At 64.8% G+C, this 15,030-nt stretch carries 16 protein-coding genes and 2 tRNA genes; 6 read left to right on the plus strand and 12 right to left on the minus strand.

Annotation, left to right across the window (positions count from 1 at the left end; genetic code table 11):
* Positions 1 to 26 precede the first annotated feature (26 nt).
* From ACWW1C_RS07300 to bcp, 3 genes are all read right to left on the minus strand, one after another.
* Positions 27 to 797: a FadR/GntR family transcriptional regulator gene (locus ACWW1C_RS07300; RefSeq protein ID WP_455982814.1), complete on the minus strand. Its 771-nt coding sequence runs from the start codon at positions 795 to 797 to the stop codon at positions 27 to 29.
* Between the two features lie 106 nt (positions 798 to 903).
* Positions 904 to 1,143: a hypothetical protein gene (locus tag ACWW1C_RS07305; RefSeq protein WP_455982815.1), complete on the minus strand. Its 240-nt coding sequence runs from the start codon at positions 1,141 to 1,143 to the stop codon at positions 904 to 906.
* 107 nt (positions 1,144 to 1,250) lie between these two features.
* Positions 1,251 to 1,724: a thioredoxin-dependent thiol peroxidase gene (bcp, locus tag ACWW1C_RS07310; protein ID WP_455982816.1), complete on the minus strand. Its 474-nt coding sequence runs from the start codon at positions 1,722 to 1,724 to the stop codon at positions 1,251 to 1,253.
* Between the two features lie 91 nt (positions 1,725 to 1,815).
* On the opposite strand from bcp, the gene ACWW1C_RS07315 reads away from it, so the two are divergent.
* Positions 1,816 to 2,040 carry a DUF3618 domain-containing protein gene (locus tag ACWW1C_RS07315; RefSeq protein ID WP_455982817.1) on the plus strand — a complete coding sequence of 75 codons (225 nt, stop codon included), beginning with the start codon at positions 1,816 to 1,818 and terminating at the stop codon, positions 2,038 to 2,040.
* Positions 2,041 to 2,049: 9 nt separating this feature from the next.
* Here ACWW1C_RS07315 and ACWW1C_RS07320 read toward each other — a convergent pair whose 3' ends face one another.
* On the minus strand, positions 2,050 to 2,214 hold the full coding sequence (locus tag ACWW1C_RS07320; protein ID WP_455982818.1) for a hypothetical protein: 165 nt from the start codon (positions 2,212 to 2,214) through the stop codon (positions 2,050 to 2,052).
* A gap of 417 nt (positions 2,215 to 2,631) precedes the next feature.
* On the opposite strand from ACWW1C_RS07320, the gene ACWW1C_RS07325 reads away from it, so the two are divergent.
* The 3 genes from ACWW1C_RS07325 to ACWW1C_RS07335 all read left to right on the plus strand — a co-directional run bounded on the left by ACWW1C_RS07325 (position 2,632) and on the right by ACWW1C_RS07335 (position 3,623).
* Positions 2,632 to 2,704: transfer RNA gene (locus ACWW1C_RS07325), tRNA-Lys, on the plus strand.
* A gap of 144 nt (positions 2,705 to 2,848) precedes the next feature.
* The gene (locus ACWW1C_RS07330; RefSeq protein ID WP_455982819.1) at positions 2,849 to 3,202 is read left to right on the plus strand and encodes a hypothetical protein; all 354 of its coding nucleotides are present in this window, start codon (positions 2,849 to 2,851) and stop codon (positions 3,200 to 3,202) included.
* Positions 3,203 to 3,269: 67 nt separating this feature from the next.
* Positions 3,270 to 3,623, plus strand: a complete 354-nt coding sequence (locus ACWW1C_RS07335) for a nuclear transport factor 2 family protein (RefSeq protein ID WP_455982820.1) — start codon at positions 3,270 to 3,272, stop codon at positions 3,621 to 3,623.
* Positions 3,624 to 3,625: 2 nt separating this feature from the next.
* Here ACWW1C_RS07335 and ACWW1C_RS07340 read toward each other — a convergent pair whose 3' ends face one another.
* The 6 genes from ACWW1C_RS07340 to orn form a co-directional block, all read right to left on the minus strand.
* Positions 3,626 to 4,195 (minus strand): GNAT family N-acetyltransferase, encoded by a 570-nt coding sequence (locus ACWW1C_RS07340; RefSeq protein ID WP_455982821.1) that lies wholly within the window; start codon positions 4,193 to 4,195, stop codon positions 3,626 to 3,628.
* Positions 4,196 to 4,307: 112 nt separating this feature from the next.
* Positions 4,308 to 4,547 carry a hypothetical protein gene (locus ACWW1C_RS07345; protein WP_455982822.1) on the minus strand — a complete coding sequence of 80 codons (240 nt, stop codon included), beginning with the start codon at positions 4,545 to 4,547 and terminating at the stop codon, positions 4,308 to 4,310.
* Positions 4,547 to 5,596, minus strand: coding sequence for a DUF6883 domain-containing protein (locus ACWW1C_RS07350; RefSeq protein WP_455982823.1), 1,050 nt, complete (start codon positions 5,594 to 5,596; stop codon positions 4,547 to 4,549). Before ACWW1C_RS07350 ends, ACWW1C_RS07345 begins: the two co-directional genes overlap by 1 nt.
* A 708-nt stretch (positions 5,597 to 6,304) precedes the next feature.
* Positions 6,305 to 9,442 (minus strand): N-6 DNA methylase, encoded by a 3,138-nt coding sequence (locus ACWW1C_RS07355; protein ID WP_455982824.1) that lies wholly within the window; start codon positions 9,440 to 9,442, stop codon positions 6,305 to 6,307.
* Positions 9,443 to 9,642: 200 nt separating this feature from the next.
* Positions 9,643 to 9,715 (minus strand) — tRNA-His (locus ACWW1C_RS07360).
* A 50-nt stretch (positions 9,716 to 9,765) separates the two neighbouring features.
* Positions 9,766 to 10,395, minus strand: coding sequence for an oligoribonuclease (gene orn / locus ACWW1C_RS07365; RefSeq protein ID WP_455982825.1), 630 nt, complete (start codon positions 10,393 to 10,395; stop codon positions 9,766 to 9,768).
* An 80-nt stretch (positions 10,396 to 10,475) separates the two neighbouring features.
* Here orn and ACWW1C_RS07370 point away from each other — a divergent pair, with 80 nt between their 5' ends.
* Positions 10,476 to 12,059: a helicase HerA-like domain-containing protein gene (locus tag ACWW1C_RS07370; protein ID WP_455982826.1), complete on the plus strand. Its 1,584-nt coding sequence runs from the start codon at positions 10,476 to 10,478 to the stop codon at positions 12,057 to 12,059.
* Between the two features lie 94 nt (positions 12,060 to 12,153).
* Here ACWW1C_RS07370 and cmrA read toward each other — a convergent pair whose 3' ends face one another.
* Positions 12,154 to 12,960, minus strand: a complete 807-nt coding sequence (gene cmrA, locus ACWW1C_RS07375; RefSeq protein ID WP_455982827.1) for a mycolate reductase — start codon at positions 12,958 to 12,960, stop codon at positions 12,154 to 12,156.
* A 33-nt stretch (positions 12,961 to 12,993) separates the two neighbouring features.
* Here cmrA and ACWW1C_RS07380 point away from each other — a divergent pair, with 33 nt between their 5' ends.
* Positions 12,994 to 14,328, plus strand: a complete 1,335-nt coding sequence (locus tag ACWW1C_RS07380) for an MFS transporter (RefSeq protein ID WP_455982828.1) — start codon at positions 12,994 to 12,996, stop codon at positions 14,326 to 14,328.
* On the opposite strand, the gene ACWW1C_RS07385 is transcribed toward ACWW1C_RS07380, so the two are convergent.
* The gene (locus ACWW1C_RS07385) at positions 14,325 to 14,987 is read right to left on the minus strand and encodes an MmpS family transport accessory protein (RefSeq protein ID WP_455982829.1); all 663 of its coding nucleotides are present in this window, start codon (positions 14,985 to 14,987) and stop codon (positions 14,325 to 14,327) included. The genes ACWW1C_RS07380 and ACWW1C_RS07385 overlap by 4 nt on opposite strands.
* Between the last annotated feature and the right edge of the window lie 43 nt (positions 14,988 to 15,030).

The following is a 15,030-nucleotide window of genomic DNA, read 5'->3' on the forward strand; positions in this document are numbered from 1 at the left end:
AAATAAGAACGCACCTTGTCAAGGATTCACGAAGATCGCGTGCGGGTGCGCACCATCGCCGGGTCTACCACCCCGGCCGAGCCCGGGTAGTGCTGGGCGTCGAGCAGATGCGTCGCTGCCAGCTCACGTGCCCGTTCGGCGTCACCGGCCTCGATGGCATCGATCAGCGTGCGGTGCTCCTCCAGCGCGGACCGGCGCTCGTCGATGGGGATGCTGCCGTGGTCGGTGAACTGCCGCGACCAGCTCAGTTCATGCGACGACCACAGGGCCTCCAGGGTCCCGGCGAGGACGATCATCGTCTCGTTGCCGCAGTGCTGCACCAGCGCCTCGTGGAAGCGCCGGCTGGCGGAGGTGACCAGCACGAGGTCCTCGACGGATTCGACCGACTCAGCATGGATATCCCGAAGTATCGGCACCACAGCGGTCTTGCGGTCTGCCCGCTGCGCGCACAATGCCGCGCAGGCCGGCTCGACCTGTTGCAGGGCGGCGCCGACGTCGCCGAGGCTCACCTGGTTCGCGCCGAGCACCAGACCCATCGTGTAGGCCACGTTGCTCGCGCTGGGCCGGTGAACCACCGAGCCGCCGAGCTTGCCGCGGCGCACGCTGAGCAGACCTTCTGCGTCCAAGATGCGGATGGCCTCGCGCAATGACGGCTTACTGATCGGAAACTGGATCAGCAGCTCGTCCTCCGTGGGCAGCACGCTGCCGTCGGCAAGGTCGCCACTGAGGATGCGCCGGCGCAACTCGTCGGCCACCTGCTCGGCGAGGCGGCGGAAACGGACGTCAGGCGCGGCCACTGGTCGAGTGTGCCAGAGAGGGGCGCCGCGGTGACCGAAGTCGACACCCGGCCTATCCGGTGCAGCCCGGGGGTGCGAAACGTCGTACCCCCGGGCGCCGGAGTTTCTAGTCGTCGTCCTCGTCTTCTTCGTCGTCGTCCTCGTCGAAGTCCAGATCGAGCGGGTCTTCACTGTGGGGGTCCACGGAGTACTGCTGCCAGTAGGACGGGCTGAAGTAGATGGTGTCCGAGTTGTCGGCGTCGTCACCGATCTGGACCCAGAGAATCTGGTCCTCGATGCCATGGCTCAGCGCCTGGGGGTAGCGAATGCTGCTGTCGACGGTGCGGATGTGAATGTTGTACGTCACGCCAAAAGTCTTGCACCTGAACGCATATTCGGTGCGCCGTCAGGGTTGCGAACTCCGGACCCGCTGATTAAGAGTCAGCGGGTCCACCAACTTGTGCGCGGCCCCGATCAGACCGACAGGTCCCGCCGCAGTTTCGCAACGTGGCCCGTGGCCTTGACGTTGTACTGCGCGACCTCGACGTTGCCCTTCTCGTCGATGAGGAACGTCGAGCGGATGACGCCCTGCACGGTCTTGCCGTACATCGTCTTCTCGCCGAACGCGCCGTACGCGGTGAGCACCTTGCGGTCGGGGTCGGACAGCAGCGGGAACGTCAGGCCCTCGTTGTCGCGGAACTTGGCGAGCTTCTCCGGCTTGTCGGGGGAGATGCCGATGACGTCGAGTCCGGCCTCGTTCAGTTCGGCCAGGCTGTCACGGAAATCGCAGGCCTGCTTGGTGCAGCCCGGCGTGGACGCGGCGGGGTAGAAGTAGACGATGACCTTGCGGCCCTTGTAGTCAGACAGCTTCACGGTGTTGCCGTCGGCGTCGGCCAGGCTGAACGCAGGGGCTTTGGCGCCCACTTCGAGTCGCGGGGTCGGTGCCACCGGAATGTCCCTTCTGTCGGCCAAGCGTTGCTGTTGCAGCAAGCTGCTCTAGGGTAGAGCGCCAAGGAGCAACCCGAGCTGGAGGGCTGAAGTGGCTGACCGGAATCCTGACGAGATCAAGCAGGAAATCGATCGTGCACGCGATCAGTTGGCGTTGACGGTTGACGCCCTCGCGGAGCGGGCAAATCCCCAGCGACTGGCTGACGACGCAAAGGCCAAGGCCATTGCGATCGCTTCCAAGCCGGCGGTGATCGCGTCGTTCGCCGGACTCGGCGTTGTCGTGCTGGTGATTGTTATCCGCAAGATCCGCGGATAACCCGACTTTCTAGTTCCCGCGACGCGGCGTCAGCCAGCCTGGCAGCCAGCTGCGCGGAGGATTCGCGACCCGGCCCAGTCGGGTGCAGTTATGGACGATCACCAGGGTGTCCTCAGCTGCTGTCACCACGTCGGCGCTGGGCGCGGCGTAGGCGGCAGCGGCAAGGGGTGTCATCAGCTAACTCCCTTCTGGCATCGTCACCTACATTTCTACATCATGGTACGCGGTTTCAGCTAACTCTGCATTCGCCTCGCTCATCGCAAAATTGCAGGTCTATGTGATTTTTGGCGGTTTGTGGATGTCAGCCGCTATTGACGGTGATGTCTGTATGCAAGCTTTCGACGGGCGCGTAGTGGCTACTGTTCGGTTCATGTTGGGTGGCGTCGGTGCATCGCCCGTCGGCATCCGGGGCGCTGCGTGGGCGGTTCGGGGCCACTGTTCCGTTCGGTGTGATGTTGGACACCGCCGCGGGCGGTGCCGGTGCTGATCGGGCCCGTTTTCCTCGCGACGCAACGTGCCTGCCGGGTTCGAATACGGCGCTGACCATACGATTTCACCCTGCGGCCATCGGGCTGTTAAGGTCTCTCTCGCGCGCCGTTAGCTCAGTTGGTAGAGCAGCTGACTCTTAATCAGCGGGTCCGGGGTTCGAAACCCTGACGGCGCACAGAGCGAAAGCCCCCTCCTTCGGGAGGGGGCTTTCTTCGTTTGCCGCCCAGGACGGCGAGGGCAATGATCGGCGAGGGCAATGATCCCTGCACCATCGGGCAAGCTCTCCTGGCTGGGACCGCCGGCGAAGCACAATTGAGCGATGACCGCCGAGCGTGACCGCCGTGTCCGCACCCGGGCTGAGGACACTCCGCGTCGGCCAGACCTGGTTGAGGACAGGCCCCATCCGCTGCTGCAGATACAGCGCCTGGCTGGGAACTCGGCCGTGGCGCAGGTGTTGCAGCGCGAGAGTCCGACCCGTGAACAGAACATTTCGGCGTTGGACGGCGAACTCGCCGCCGCTGAGACCGATGCGTCGAAGTGGAAAGACGTGGCCTTGCGGCTGAATGGTTTCGAGCGGAGCGATATCGCGCGCATGGCGGCGAAGATGAAGCGATCTGTCCGGCCTGCGGTTGGCGCGATGAAAAGCCAAGCGGCAGAACATCGTTACCTCTGACGTAATCGACTTGCCGCGTGCCGGCCGCGAAGCTTTGAGCTGACCAACCGACACGAAAGAGGTCAGCATGAACGACATCGTCACCGCCTACCTGAAGACGTGGAACGCCACCGACCCGACCGAGCGCAAAGCACTGCTCGACGACCACTGGGCGCCCGAGGCGACGTACACCGATCCGATGGCCGACGTGGGCGGGCACGACGCCATCGCCGGCGTCATCGGCGCGGTGCACACCCAATTCCCCGGATTCGTCTTCTCGCTCGTCAGCGGCCCGGACAGCCACCACAACCAGGCTCGCTTCCAGTGGGGCCTGGGACCGGCGGGGGAGCAGCCTCCGATCGTCGGGTTCGACGTGCTCGCCACCGACGCCGACGGTCGCATCCGGTCGGTGCACGGCTTCCTGGACCAGGTGCCGGGCTGAACCTAGGCCTCGGGGGTTCGGAACGTGGCCAGCCGAGCGGTCGCCAGCGCCTGTTCGGCGTCGTACTGCTCGAACGTTCCGACCACACTGAACCCGAGGTGCTCAGCCAGTCGCAGCGAGGCGCGGTTGGCGGTCTGGGTGACGATCACGACAGGTTGGTCATCCAGCTCGCCGGCCGCGTATCGCAGCAACAGCCGCGTGGCTTCACTCGCGTAGCCGTGGCCCCACGCGTGCGGCCGAAAGACATAACTCAGTTCGAGTTCGTCGCCGCCGGGGTCCAGATGGCCGGGAACGTCGTTTCGACGGCGGCTCAGCGTCACCGTCCCCAGCATGTCGTCGGAATCCGCGGGCGTCGCGATGTAGCAGCCGGGGGCGTCCAATAGCGTTGCCGCGCCGACCCCTTCGAGTACAGCGCGCACTTCGTGGACAGGTCGCGGTCCGCCCAGATACCGGCGTACCCGTGCGTCGGTCTGCGTTTCGATCAGGCCTTGGGCGTCATCGTCACGCGCCTTGCGAAGACGGACGCGAGGCCCTTCGAGACAGGAGGCTCGCAATTCGATCGCATCACCCATGTTCACGACTGTGCGCTGGCGCGGGTGCCGCATAGTGCCGCTTTCGGCAGTTCCCTCGATCGCTAACCTGCGCAAGCGATTCCATCCAAATTTTGCGATGTCCCCATCCAAATCAGGGCGTGGAGCCCGTCGGTACAACGTCGAATTGGTCGGGATACAGGATCACGTTGTCATAGCGGAACCCGCTCGATGACGTGTCGTCGGGAATGTTGACGTCGACCGCGTAGCCCTCTGTCGGTTGTTCGTACGCTTCGACGACCGCGCCGGTTGTTCCCTTCGGAATGATCGCGTCACGGAACCCGCTGGGGATATCGACCGTCAGCACGACGCAGTCGTACACACGTGCTTTCACTAGTGAACCTCCAGCCAGTTGGTGATCAGACGAGGAACTCCGTCTTCCATCTGATAGATCATCTTGAGTGTTCCCCGACCAGTCGGTCCATTGATAGTCGAACTCACCTCGTACCGCTGGCCGAACTGGGTCATCTTGTCGAGGACAGCGGGACTGTTTGGAAGTTGAGCCCGAATCTGTTGCAGCACTTGCTGCGTCGCTGCCTCTCTGCCGGCTGCGGTGTCGACGTTAAACCCGACCTGCTGCCAGGCCTGCCATTTGCCGTTGTTCGCGAGGTTGGTCGGGTCCATCGAATAGCCTTCGAATTTCTTTGGATCGATCACGGCCTTGGCGGCGTTGGCGAGCGGGCCGCTCTCGGCGGCTGCCGCTGCCGCTGGCACCTTGACTTCGCCTTCGGCCACTTTGCCGAACGGGAACCCGCCGCCCTGAGCTACGCCAGTGTTCGGATCAAACTGCGGGGGCAGTGGTGTCTTCGGTTGAGGCTTGTGGTTGTCCGCTCCGGTGTAGGGGTTGTGTTCCCCGTCCTGCATGTCTTGTTTGAAGCGGCGCAGGTCGACCGCCTGCGCCATTCGGTCGGAGGTGTGCCGTTCGGCATCCACGAGGGCACGCGTGGTGTACCGGATGTTGTCGGCATGCTGTCGGGCCGCGGCCTGCCGTGTGGCGCGCTCGCTGGCCACGAACCGGTATCGCTGGTCGGTCACTGACAGGTCATCGCCCACGGTGAACTCGTCGGTCTCGGCGTCGCTGATTGCCTCCATGACGGAGCGATGTGCACCTCGGATCGCGTCAGCGCCCGTGCTGGCGATCTTGGCTGCAGACCGCAATGACTCCGCCGATCCACGCACGTGCACGAGGTCTCGCCAAGTTGAATCTTGCGCCGTGTCAGCGGCGTCACCCTGCCACTCCGTGCCGCCGGGGCGTTTCGTGGCCACGTGTGCGGTGTGGAAGCTGTTCTCCCACAGCTCGGCGGCGCTGTTCCAGCTGTCGGCCGCCGCGTGAAGGTGGTCTACGGACCAGCTCTCGAGCTGCGAACGAGTCAGGCCGCTCATAATTCGACTGCGGTGATTCCGACAGCTCCCGAATGGTCGGCGGCCGTGTAGGCGGCGCTGGCGGCATGCAGCTTGCTGCTTGAGCCCTTTAGTCGGTCCCCGTAGTGCGCGGCTGCTTCCCGCACTTGTGTGTGTATGGCCGCTACGGCCGTCGCGGTGGGTTGGTGAGGCGAGCCCACACATTTCGGTGGGCCATGTGCCGTGATGTGGTCCGCTGCGTCTGCTATCCCCTCGGCCGCATGCGCCAGCCCGTGTGCGTCAGCAGCCAATTTCCCCACAAATTGAGCGTAGGGCCTATATGGGGTACTCGTCGTCGCGAGTTTGTACGCACCCTGAGTTCCATCTGGCCCGTTCAAGGCTCGGCCCATGAGTGGACGGCGAGCTCGATCGGGCTTCTGTGGTGGATGCGCGTGAGCGGCAACCTCGGGCTCCGACGATCGAACCGGCCGCTCCTTTGAGTAGAAGGGGCCAACCTTGGTTGTTTTGCTTGAGTCTCGGCGGACGGCGGTATCGTCCGTCGCGATGGTGTCTCGATAGTCGTAGTAGTCCGTCAGCGCGAAACAACACTTCTGGAACAACTTCTGCGACACCGCCGACCTGGTGTTTTCAGTAAGCGGGACCCATCTCTGCTCAGCTGTCTCGCTTCCTTAGTTCTGATACATCGATCGCTGCGCCGCGTAGGTAAATGGCGGAGGTGGGATCGTGGGGCTAGGCGGAGCCGACGGCGTCAGCTGCTGCATCGATCTCGGACTGGGTAGGGAGCCATGGACGGATTGCTGCGTCGATCGCGTCGAAGACGCCGTCAGCCGTCAGAGCCTGCCGAATTAATCGGCGCGCCGCTTGGAATCCCGCGCTTGTAGGGATGTCGACCGCAGCGGACACCTTTTCCGCGTGTCGACCGAGGTCGAGGATCGACTCATGGAGCGCAAGCTTCCCGTCATACTGGGGAATTGGGAGCAGCCACACATACTTGTCGAAGTGCCTGGCGCCAAACAGGCCGCGCGACTGGTATTGGGCGACTGCAGCCGTGACCGAAGGGGCGTTGAGTATTGCGGTGAGGAACACCGCCTCGGGTTCGTTGCGTGCGGGAACCCAGTACAGCAGATGGTCAATGATTTGATCGGGGTCAGCAGTTCGCACTGCTGCGAGGGTGTTCCCGGACTTCGAATACAGCACGCGATGTTTCGCGCCACCAAGCTGCCGCGTGAGCTTGCTCATGTGGTCGGCCTGCTGCATCAACGTAATATCGCGGGCGCGATTCTGGCCGCTCTTATAGCCGTCCCACTCCGTGTTTGCGGCCTTCCACCATTGGGCCAAACCAGGATTTCTGTCGATGGCGGGCTGGTCCATCAAGTGTCCCTTGGTGATGGGGAGGACCGTTTCGACGGGCTTGAGGATGCGAAATGGAGCGATGGATTCCCCGAGCAAAGTGGTGTGGATGAACTGCTTCTCAACCGAGCCGCGCAGGTCGGGCCGGTCTTTCCATGGCACCTTCTCTCCGCTGGAGCGATGCGAGACGATCGGTTGCTTGTTGGCTGAGTGCCCGAGCTTCCCGCCGTCGTTGACGCGGTCGACTAGGAAGAGATACCGCGGAACTAGGTTGGCACCCTGCCGGGTGACTTCCGCGTACGGAGAAGCCGCAATATCGTCAACGCTGCGGCCAACGTTGGGTTCCGCGGTGCGTGTTAACCGCGACTCAGTCGCTTCCCAAGTGGAGGCACTGCGTCCTGCGAATGCTTGTTTGGTGCTTGGACTGCCGTGCTTGGGTTCGTCGAAGGAGTCGATGCCCACCCCGTCGTAGAAGTGATGTACGCCAAATGCCGCTCCCGCCGGTACCGGGAACGGCTGCGGCCGCACCTTTTCTAGGTCCCACCACTCGGTGATCTCGCCACGCTCGTAGCTGCCCCAGTTCCCGGCGCGAAACCCCTCGTACTGCTTCCTGTCGAGCACTGCGAGCGGCGTGACGAGGCCAAAGCTTCCCCCGTCCTTCAGGTACAGCTCGCAGGCGCGAACGATGAACAGGGCTACGAGGTCTTGATGGGTTGCCAACGTCTTTCCGTGCCACAATCCGCGCTGGGTGCAAAACGACTGGAACTTGGACTGCATGGCCTCGGTCATGTGTCGATATGAGACCCACGGCGGGTTTCCGATTAGAACATCGACCTTTCGGCCGGGTAGGGAGAACCAGAGCGGCCGAACTTGGTTGCGGACGAAGAAGCTCCAGATGTGGTCGCGCCCCTCCGTGTGTAGATCGCAAAGAAGGTTGAAGGTTTGGGTGAGAATCTTGCCGTCTTCGGAGCTAGGACTGATCGAGAACGAAGACAAGATCGATGCCGCTGATGGACGCTTCGACTTCTTATCCGTGACGGTTTGTGCGAGGTCCGTCAACGCGGTAGTCAACCGATCGAAGGTGCCGGGGTCATCGATGCTCGACAGTGGAAATACCAGCGTTGGCTCGATGTCGATCAATGTCGGTTCTGCGGCGGCGTTCGCAAGGTCGTGTGCTTCAACCGGAATCTTGATCGTATCGGCCGCGACCGATGCGTCTGACGCCCACTGCACGGCGTCCCCGAGGAAGATCGGCACCGTAATCGTGCCGCGTGGGCCGCTCAGGCGAGGCCCTAGCGCCATTAGGTATGTGGTTCGGGCTAACGCGACAGACACGGGGTGGATGTCGAGTCCGAATACGTGGGACTGCACGCCGTCGATCGCTTTGATCGGATCATGGCCAGCGGCGTCCGCCGCAGCGAGATAACGGCGCACAGCGTGGAAAACGAATGTCCCGCTGCCGCAGGCACCGTCGAGCACCCGCCGATCGAGTACATCGTTGCCCATGGTGCGTTCGATGATGGCTTCGGCAAGCCAGTCAGGGGTGTAGTACTCACCAAGCGTCTTGCGTGTGGCGGCGTTGACGACTGACTCATAGAGGTGCTTGAGGACGTCATATTGGGCCTTATCCCAATCGAAGACAGCGATGCGGCGAATGAGCTGGCGGATGAACTTCTGTCCGTCTGGATCGGCTAGCAACCAGTCGAAGAACCCGGCTTCGACAGCGTTGTGGATGTCGCGCTCAGTAAACTTCTCGCCAGTTAGCATCGCGGCTGGGTCTGCCATCAGGTCTTGTTCAGTGAAACCCATGAGGGCGTGCGCGATCACCGTCGCTTCGATAACGAGCATCGTATGGTCGATGAACAGTCGGCCTTGCGTAGCGTCGAAGCCCGTTCCCAATGCACTGCGGAGAAGTCGTGCCCAAAGCGCCCGCTTGAGTGCGACCGTCGGGTCCTCTGCAAGCGCGTCGTAGAGGCTGGCTAGATAGGCGTGATCTTGTGCATACGCAGGCGAATCCACACCGAGGCGTTCCTCAATCATGGCCGGGGTCGGAGTCAGCCCATGGTCGGTGGCCAACACCGAACTGAGCCACGATATGAGGCGGTCCGTGTCGTCCACCGTGTTGATCGCTAGCTCAGATCGCATCGCGAATTCACCAGTAGCCGGGTCGAGTTCGTAGAGCACCCACGTGCGGCCATCGCTCAGAATGCCGTTGTAACGGCCCCCGGTCGTCTCGATGCGGCTTTGAATGTAGCTGCTTAGCTGCGGCTCTGCCTCTTTGCGGACAGCTGCATTGAGGTCCTTCTTGACCTCGATAACTGTTGCGCCGGTGAGGATGTCGATCCGCCGCCGGGTGCCGTCCTCAGTCTGTACCTCCAGTTTCGGTGCCTGCTGGTCGCCGAGGCCGAACTGGGGCTGTAAAAGGAGATCTTTGATGTCCGACTGCACGTCAGCTTCGGTGCGCTTGTGGTCCTTCGATAGGAGCCGAACGACGACAGGTTTGGGCAAATCCGACATACAGGCAATCTACGGTCAGCCTCCGACACCGGAGGCTAGCCCCTTCTGGACACGCGGTATTGGGGTGTGCCAGCGGGAGGCGAGATGGGGTGCCTGTCGCTAAAGCGTCTGAGCGGGCTGGCGAACGTTAGGTTGCGGTAAGGGTAAGGCCCTCGCTGAACGCAAATGGTGGGAGGGCAACAATGCCCTCCCACCTGCGGGGTGGCTGACGGGACTCGAACCCGCGACACCCAGGATCACAACCTGGTGCTCTACCAGCTGAACTACAGCCACCATTGCTGCTCCGCAGAAGCAGCGTCGTAGATACTAACCGCTTGGACGCTCTAAGCCGAATCGGTTACCGCAGAGTCGTTCGTCGGTGGCCCCAGCTCGCCGGCGACGGCAGCGATTTCGCTGGTAGACGGTCCGGGTGCGGGCACGAACGCTGTGCCACGGTAGTACTTCAACTCGCGGATCGACTCGTGGATGTCGGCCAGCGCGCGGTGTGCGAGCCCCTTGTCGGGCTGCCCGAAATAGATCCGCGGGTACCAGCGGCGGCACAGCTCCTTGATCGAGCTGACGTCGATCATCCGGTAGTGCAGGAAGTCGTCGAGACGGGGCATGTCCCGGGCGATGAAGCCGCGGTCGGTGGCAATCGAATTACCGGCCAGGGGAGCGGTTTTCGCCTGCCCGATGTGGCTGCGGATGTAGTCCAGCACCATCTGCTCGGCCTCTTCGAGGGTGACGGTGGAGGTCCGCACCTCCTCGATCAGACCCGAGCGGGTGTGCATCTTCATCACCACATCGGCCATGCCGTCGAGTGCGGCGTCGTCGGTGTGGATCACCACATCGACCCCGTCGCCCAGCACGTTCAGGTCGCTGTCGGTGACCAATGCCGCGATCTCGATGAGCCGGTCGGACTTGAGATCCAGCCCCGTCATCTCGCAATCGATCCATACCAGTTCGTCACGCACGGTGTTCCAGACTATTCGCAGGCTGATCGCAGGGTGTCCATACCCGGCTACTGGGGACCTGACGAAGTAGGGTCAGGCCCATGACGACCGATTCGAGTGCATCCCCCGCGCAGCAGATCGCCGCTGGTTACGCCGTCACCGGCCAGGCGCTGAACCTGGGCGCGGTCGTCGTCGACGGGACCGTCGACCCCGGCGCTCAGGTCAAGATTCCGCTGGCCACCGTCAACCGGCACGGCCTGATCGCCGGCGCGACCGGTACCGGTAAGACCAAGACGCTGCAGGTGATCGCCGAGCAGTTGTCGACTGCCGGGGTGCCGGTCGTGATGGCCGACGTCAAGGGCGACCTCTCGGGCCTCGCGCAGCCCGGCGCCGCCAACGACAAGACCGCTCAGCGCGCCACCGACACCGGCGACGAGTGGAGCCCGACGGCGTTCCCCGTCGAGTTCCTGTCGCTGGGGACCACCGGCATCGGCGTCCCGGTGCGGGCCACCGTCACCAGCTTCGGGCCGATCCTGCTGTCGAAGGTGTTGGGGCTCAACCAGACTCAGGAGTCGACTCTCGGCCTGATCTTCCACTGGGCGGACCAGAAGGGCCTGCTCCTCGATGATCTGAAGGATCTGCGCGGCGTCATCCAGTTCTTGACCAGTGATGACGGCAAAGAGGAGCTCAAGGCGCTCGGCGCCGTGTCGCCGGCCACCGCGGGCGTGATCTTGCGCGCGCTCATCAACCTGGAGGCCGAGGGCGGAGACACCTTCTTCGGACTGCCCGAGCTCAGGCCCGAGGATCTGATGCGGCTGGACCCACAGGGCCGCGGCATCATCACGTTGCTCGAGCTGGGCAGCCAGGCCGCGCGTCCGGTGTTGTTCTCGACGTTCCTCATGTGGGTACTGGCGGACCTGTTCACCACGCTGCCGGAGATCGGTGACGCGGACAAGCCCAAGCTGGTGTTCTTCTTCGACGAGGCGCACCTGTTGTTCGCCGACGCGTCCAAGGCGTTCCTGGACCAGGTCGAGCAGACCGTCAAGCTGATCCGCTCCAAGGGCGTCGGCGTGTTCTTCTGCACCCAGCTGCCCACCGACGTTCCGAACGACGTGCTCAGCCAGCTGGGTGCGCGCGTCCAGCACGCGATCCGGGCGTTCACCCCCGACGACCAGAAGGCGCTGACGAAGACGGTGCGGACGTACCCGAAGACGTCGGTCTACGACCTGGAGTCGGCACTGACGTCATTGGGCATCGGTGAGGCCGTCGTCACGGTGCTGTCCGAGGTCGGTGCGCCGACTCCGGTGGCGTGGACGCGGCTGCGCGCCCCGCGTTCGCTCATGGGCACCATCGGCCCCGACGCCATCGCTGCCGCGGCCAAGGCCAGCCCGTTGCAGGCGACCTACGGGCCGACAGTCGACCGCGACTCGGCCTACGAGCGGCTTTCTTCGCAGCCGGCCCCCGCAGGTGCGCCGCCTGCGGCCCTGGATGCAGCGCCCGCTCCCGCGCCGGCCGAAGAGCCTGACCTCACCGCCTCCGGCCGCGTCGAGGTGGAGGCCGAAGGGCCCGGCATGGTGTCGGAAGTGCTGCAGAGCACGGCGTTCAAGAGCTTCCTGCGGTCGGCGGCGACCGTGGCCGGCCGCGAGATCACCCGCAGCCTGTTCGGCACGACCCGCCGGCGGTAAGCCGGGTCAGCTGGGGCGCGGCGAGAGGGACCAAATGGTCGTTGGCGGGCGCCGCACAGCAGCCATTTGGTCCTTCTCGCCGCAGCCGCCGGCTTTACGACCCGCCGAGCTTCTTGTAGACCGCGCCGACGATCGGCGCGACGATCGCGCGCGGGGCGTAGCCGCTCGCGGTCGACATGGCCTTGGACGTCAGGCCCGGCACGACGCGCATCTTGTTCTTCTCGAGGCCGTCCAGCGAAATGCGGGCGGTGTACTCGGTGTCGATCCAGAGGAAGTCGGGGATCAGGCGCTCGACCAGTGACTGCTCGGCCGGGTCGGGCAGTTCGGTGCGCACCGGTCCGGGCGCCAGCAGCGTGACGTTGATGCCGTGCGGTTTGAGCTCGCCGCGCAGCGACTCACTGAAGGTGTTGGCGAACGCCTTGGACGCGGCGTACGTCGCGTTGTTCGGGATGGGCGAGTTGCCCGCGGCCGAACCGGAGATCAGGATGCCGCCACCGTGACGCTCGATCATCCCGGGCAGGACGGCCAGGACGAGGTCGTGCACGCCCTGCACGTTGAGCTGAACCTGGGCCTTCTCGCCCTCGACGGGCAGGTCGGCGACGGCACCGAATGTCGCGGTGCCGGCGTTGGCGCACAGGATCGAGATGTCGCGCTCCGCGAGTTCGGCGCAGAGCTTGTCGCGGTCGGCCGGGTCGGTCAGGTCGCAGGCCCGCACCTCGACGGTGACGCCGTACTTGTCGGTGATGCGCTGGGCGACCTCGGCCAGCACGTCGCCGCGGCGGGCCGTGATGATCAGGTGGTGGCCGCGGGCGGCGAGTTCGGTGGCCAGCGCTTCACCGATGTTCTGAGAGGCGCCGGTGACGACGGCGCGGGCGTCGGGACTGGGAGCGGGTACAGGCATGGGTGCAATCGTAGGGACCAATAGAGTGAGCGCATGAGCGAGGCTTGCCGAGCGAATCGACGGGCCCCGAGCAGCCCCGCGGCGGGTATCCCGCCCGTTGGACGGGGCCGCGTCGCCGCGTGGGCGCTGTGGGACAGCGGCGCCACGGGCGTGAACGCCGTGGTGGCGACTTTCGGTTTCAACATCTACCTCATCTCGGAGGTCGGCAAAGGGCTGCCCGGCCCGACCACGCCCGAGAGCTGGCTGGGGCGCGCGGTTCTGGTGGCCGGCATCGCGGTGGCGCTTCTGGCCCCGGTGACGGGCGTGATGGTCGACGCCGCGTACCGGCGGCGCAGGGCACTCGCCGCGCTGACGGGTGCCGTGGTCGTACTGACGGCGTCGATGACGTTCATCAAGCCCGACTACCACTACCTGTGGATCGGCCTGGCATTGTTGGCCGCCACGGCGGCGTGCATGGATCTCGCGACCGTCCCGTACAACGCCATGCTGCGTCAGCTGTCGACGCCGACGACCTCGGGTCGGATCTCCGGATTCGGCTTGGCCGCAGGGTTTTTCGGCAGCGTCCTACTGCTGCTCCTGGTCTTCGTCGGGTTCAAATCGGGCAGCGGCGACACCCTGGGCCTGCTGGGCATTCCGAACTCGGACGGCAAACCGGACCGGTATGCGGTCCTGGTGGCCGCGGCGTGGTTCGTCATCTTCGCGCTGCCGCTGCTGCTCACGGTGAAGTCGCCGCCACACGACGGCACCCCGGCCGTCGGATTCTTCGGCGCCTACCGGACATTGTGGACCGAGGTGGTCGGGGAGTGGCGGCGCGACCGCAACGTCGTCTACTACTTGCTCTCCAGCGCGATCTTCCGCGACGGACTCACAGGCATCTCGATCTTCGGCCCGGTGGTGGGGGTCAGCGTCTACGGACTGGCGCCGACGAGCGTGCCGCTGTTCGGGGCCGGTGCGTTCACCATTGCGGCGCTGGGCGCGGCGCTCGGCGGAATGCTCGACGACCGGATCGGTTCCAAACGCGTGATCGTGGCCTCACTGACCGCGATGGTGACCGTGGGCATCACGCTGATGTTCCTGTCCGGTCCGCTGGCCTTCTGGATCTGCGGCCTGACGCTGTGCCTGTTCGTCGGCCCCACCCAGTCGGCGTCGCGGAATCTGATGCTCCGCATCTCCGCGGACGGCAAGGAAGGTGTGGCCTTCGGGCTGTACACCACCACGGGCCGAGCGGCGCACGTCCTGTCGCCGTGGTTGTTCTCGATGTTCATCGACATCTTCGCGACGACCCGGGCCGGCCTGGGCGGCCTGTGCACGGTCCTCGGGATCGGGCTGGTAGGGATGCTCTTGGTGAAGGTGCCGGCCCGGCGTTAGGGCCCGTGCCCGCGGCTGCGTTTGCCGGCCTGCCGGCACACCGTGAGGCCGGCGCCTTCCCGCTGCTGAATCTGCGTGCCGTCGACCGAGATGGTGCAGGCGATGCCGCGACCCGCGTTGACGATGCTGACGCTCGCCGAGCGTGCCGCCGGCCGGTTCAGCTGCACCTCTTTGGTCCACGGCAGCGCCACATTGAACTCCGTCTGCAGCACGCCGCCGGTGTCGACGTACGTGATGCTCACGGCACGACCTTTGCCGATCACGGCGTACAGCACGGCTTCGGTGTCACCGCTTTCGGCGTCCGGCGGCGCGGCCGCGGCAGGGGGACTGACGGCTTCGCTGGGCTCGGCGCTTTCGGGCGTCGTGGTGGCCGTCACAGTCGTCGACGACGACATCGGATCCTGCGTCGGCACCGGCAGCGGCGGCGGCGCGACCAGCGTCTGTTGCTCGGAGCTGTTGACGATGACAACGGCGATCACCAGGCAGAGCGCCAGGATCAGCATCGCCCCGGCCAGCGGGAACAGCCACTTGTGGCGGCGAACCTTCGGCGGTGTGGCGACACCGTAGGGATCGGTGAAGGCGTCGGTCTGGTAGCCGGCCGTCGGCATGGCCGGGAGTTTCTTGGTGGCGTCCAGCCCGTCGTCGCGCGCTCCGGTCATTCCCACCTCATGTTTGCAGGGTACCTGCGGCGAGCGGTGGACC

It is taken from the genome of Mycobacterium sp. HM-7, from assembly GCF_053852335.1.

Excerpts from the sequence above, each read along its gene's own strand:
- ACWW1C_RS07340 (WP_455982821.1), bottom strand. The coding sequence starts at position 4,195 with ATGGGTGATGCGATCGAATTGCGAGCCTCCTGTCTCGAAGGGCCTCGC.
- cmrA (WP_455982827.1), bottom strand. The coding sequence starts at position 12,960 with ATGCCTGTACCCGCTCCCAGTCCCGACGCCCGCGCCGTCGTCACCGGC.
- ACWW1C_RS07335 (WP_455982820.1), top strand. The coding sequence starts at position 3,270 with ATGAACGACATCGTCACCGCCTACCTGAAGACGTGGAACGCCACCGAC.
- ACWW1C_RS07355 (WP_455982824.1), bottom strand. The coding sequence starts at position 9,442 with ATGTCGGATTTGCCCAAACCTGTCGTCGTTCGGCTCCTATCGAAGGAC.
- ACWW1C_RS07380 (WP_455982828.1), top strand. The coding sequence starts at position 12,994 with ATGAGCGAGGCTTGCCGAGCGAATCGACGGGCCCCGAGCAGCCCCGCG.
- ACWW1C_RS07385 (WP_455982829.1), bottom strand. The coding sequence starts at position 14,987 with ATGACCGGAGCGCGCGACGACGGGCTGGACGCCACCAAGAAACTCCCG.
- ACWW1C_RS07350 (WP_455982823.1), bottom strand. The coding sequence starts at position 5,596 with ATGAGCGGCCTGACTCGTTCGCAGCTCGAGAGCTGGTCCGTAGACCAC.
- ACWW1C_RS07370 (WP_455982826.1), top strand. The coding sequence starts at position 10,476 with ATGACGACCGATTCGAGTGCATCCCCCGCGCAGCAGATCGCCGCTGGT.
- ACWW1C_RS07330 (WP_455982819.1), top strand. The coding sequence starts at position 2,849 with ATGACCGCCGAGCGTGACCGCCGTGTCCGCACCCGGGCTGAGGACACT.
- ACWW1C_RS07320 (WP_455982818.1), bottom strand. The coding sequence starts at position 2,214 with ATGACACCCCTTGCCGCTGCCGCCTACGCCGCGCCCAGCGCCGACGTG.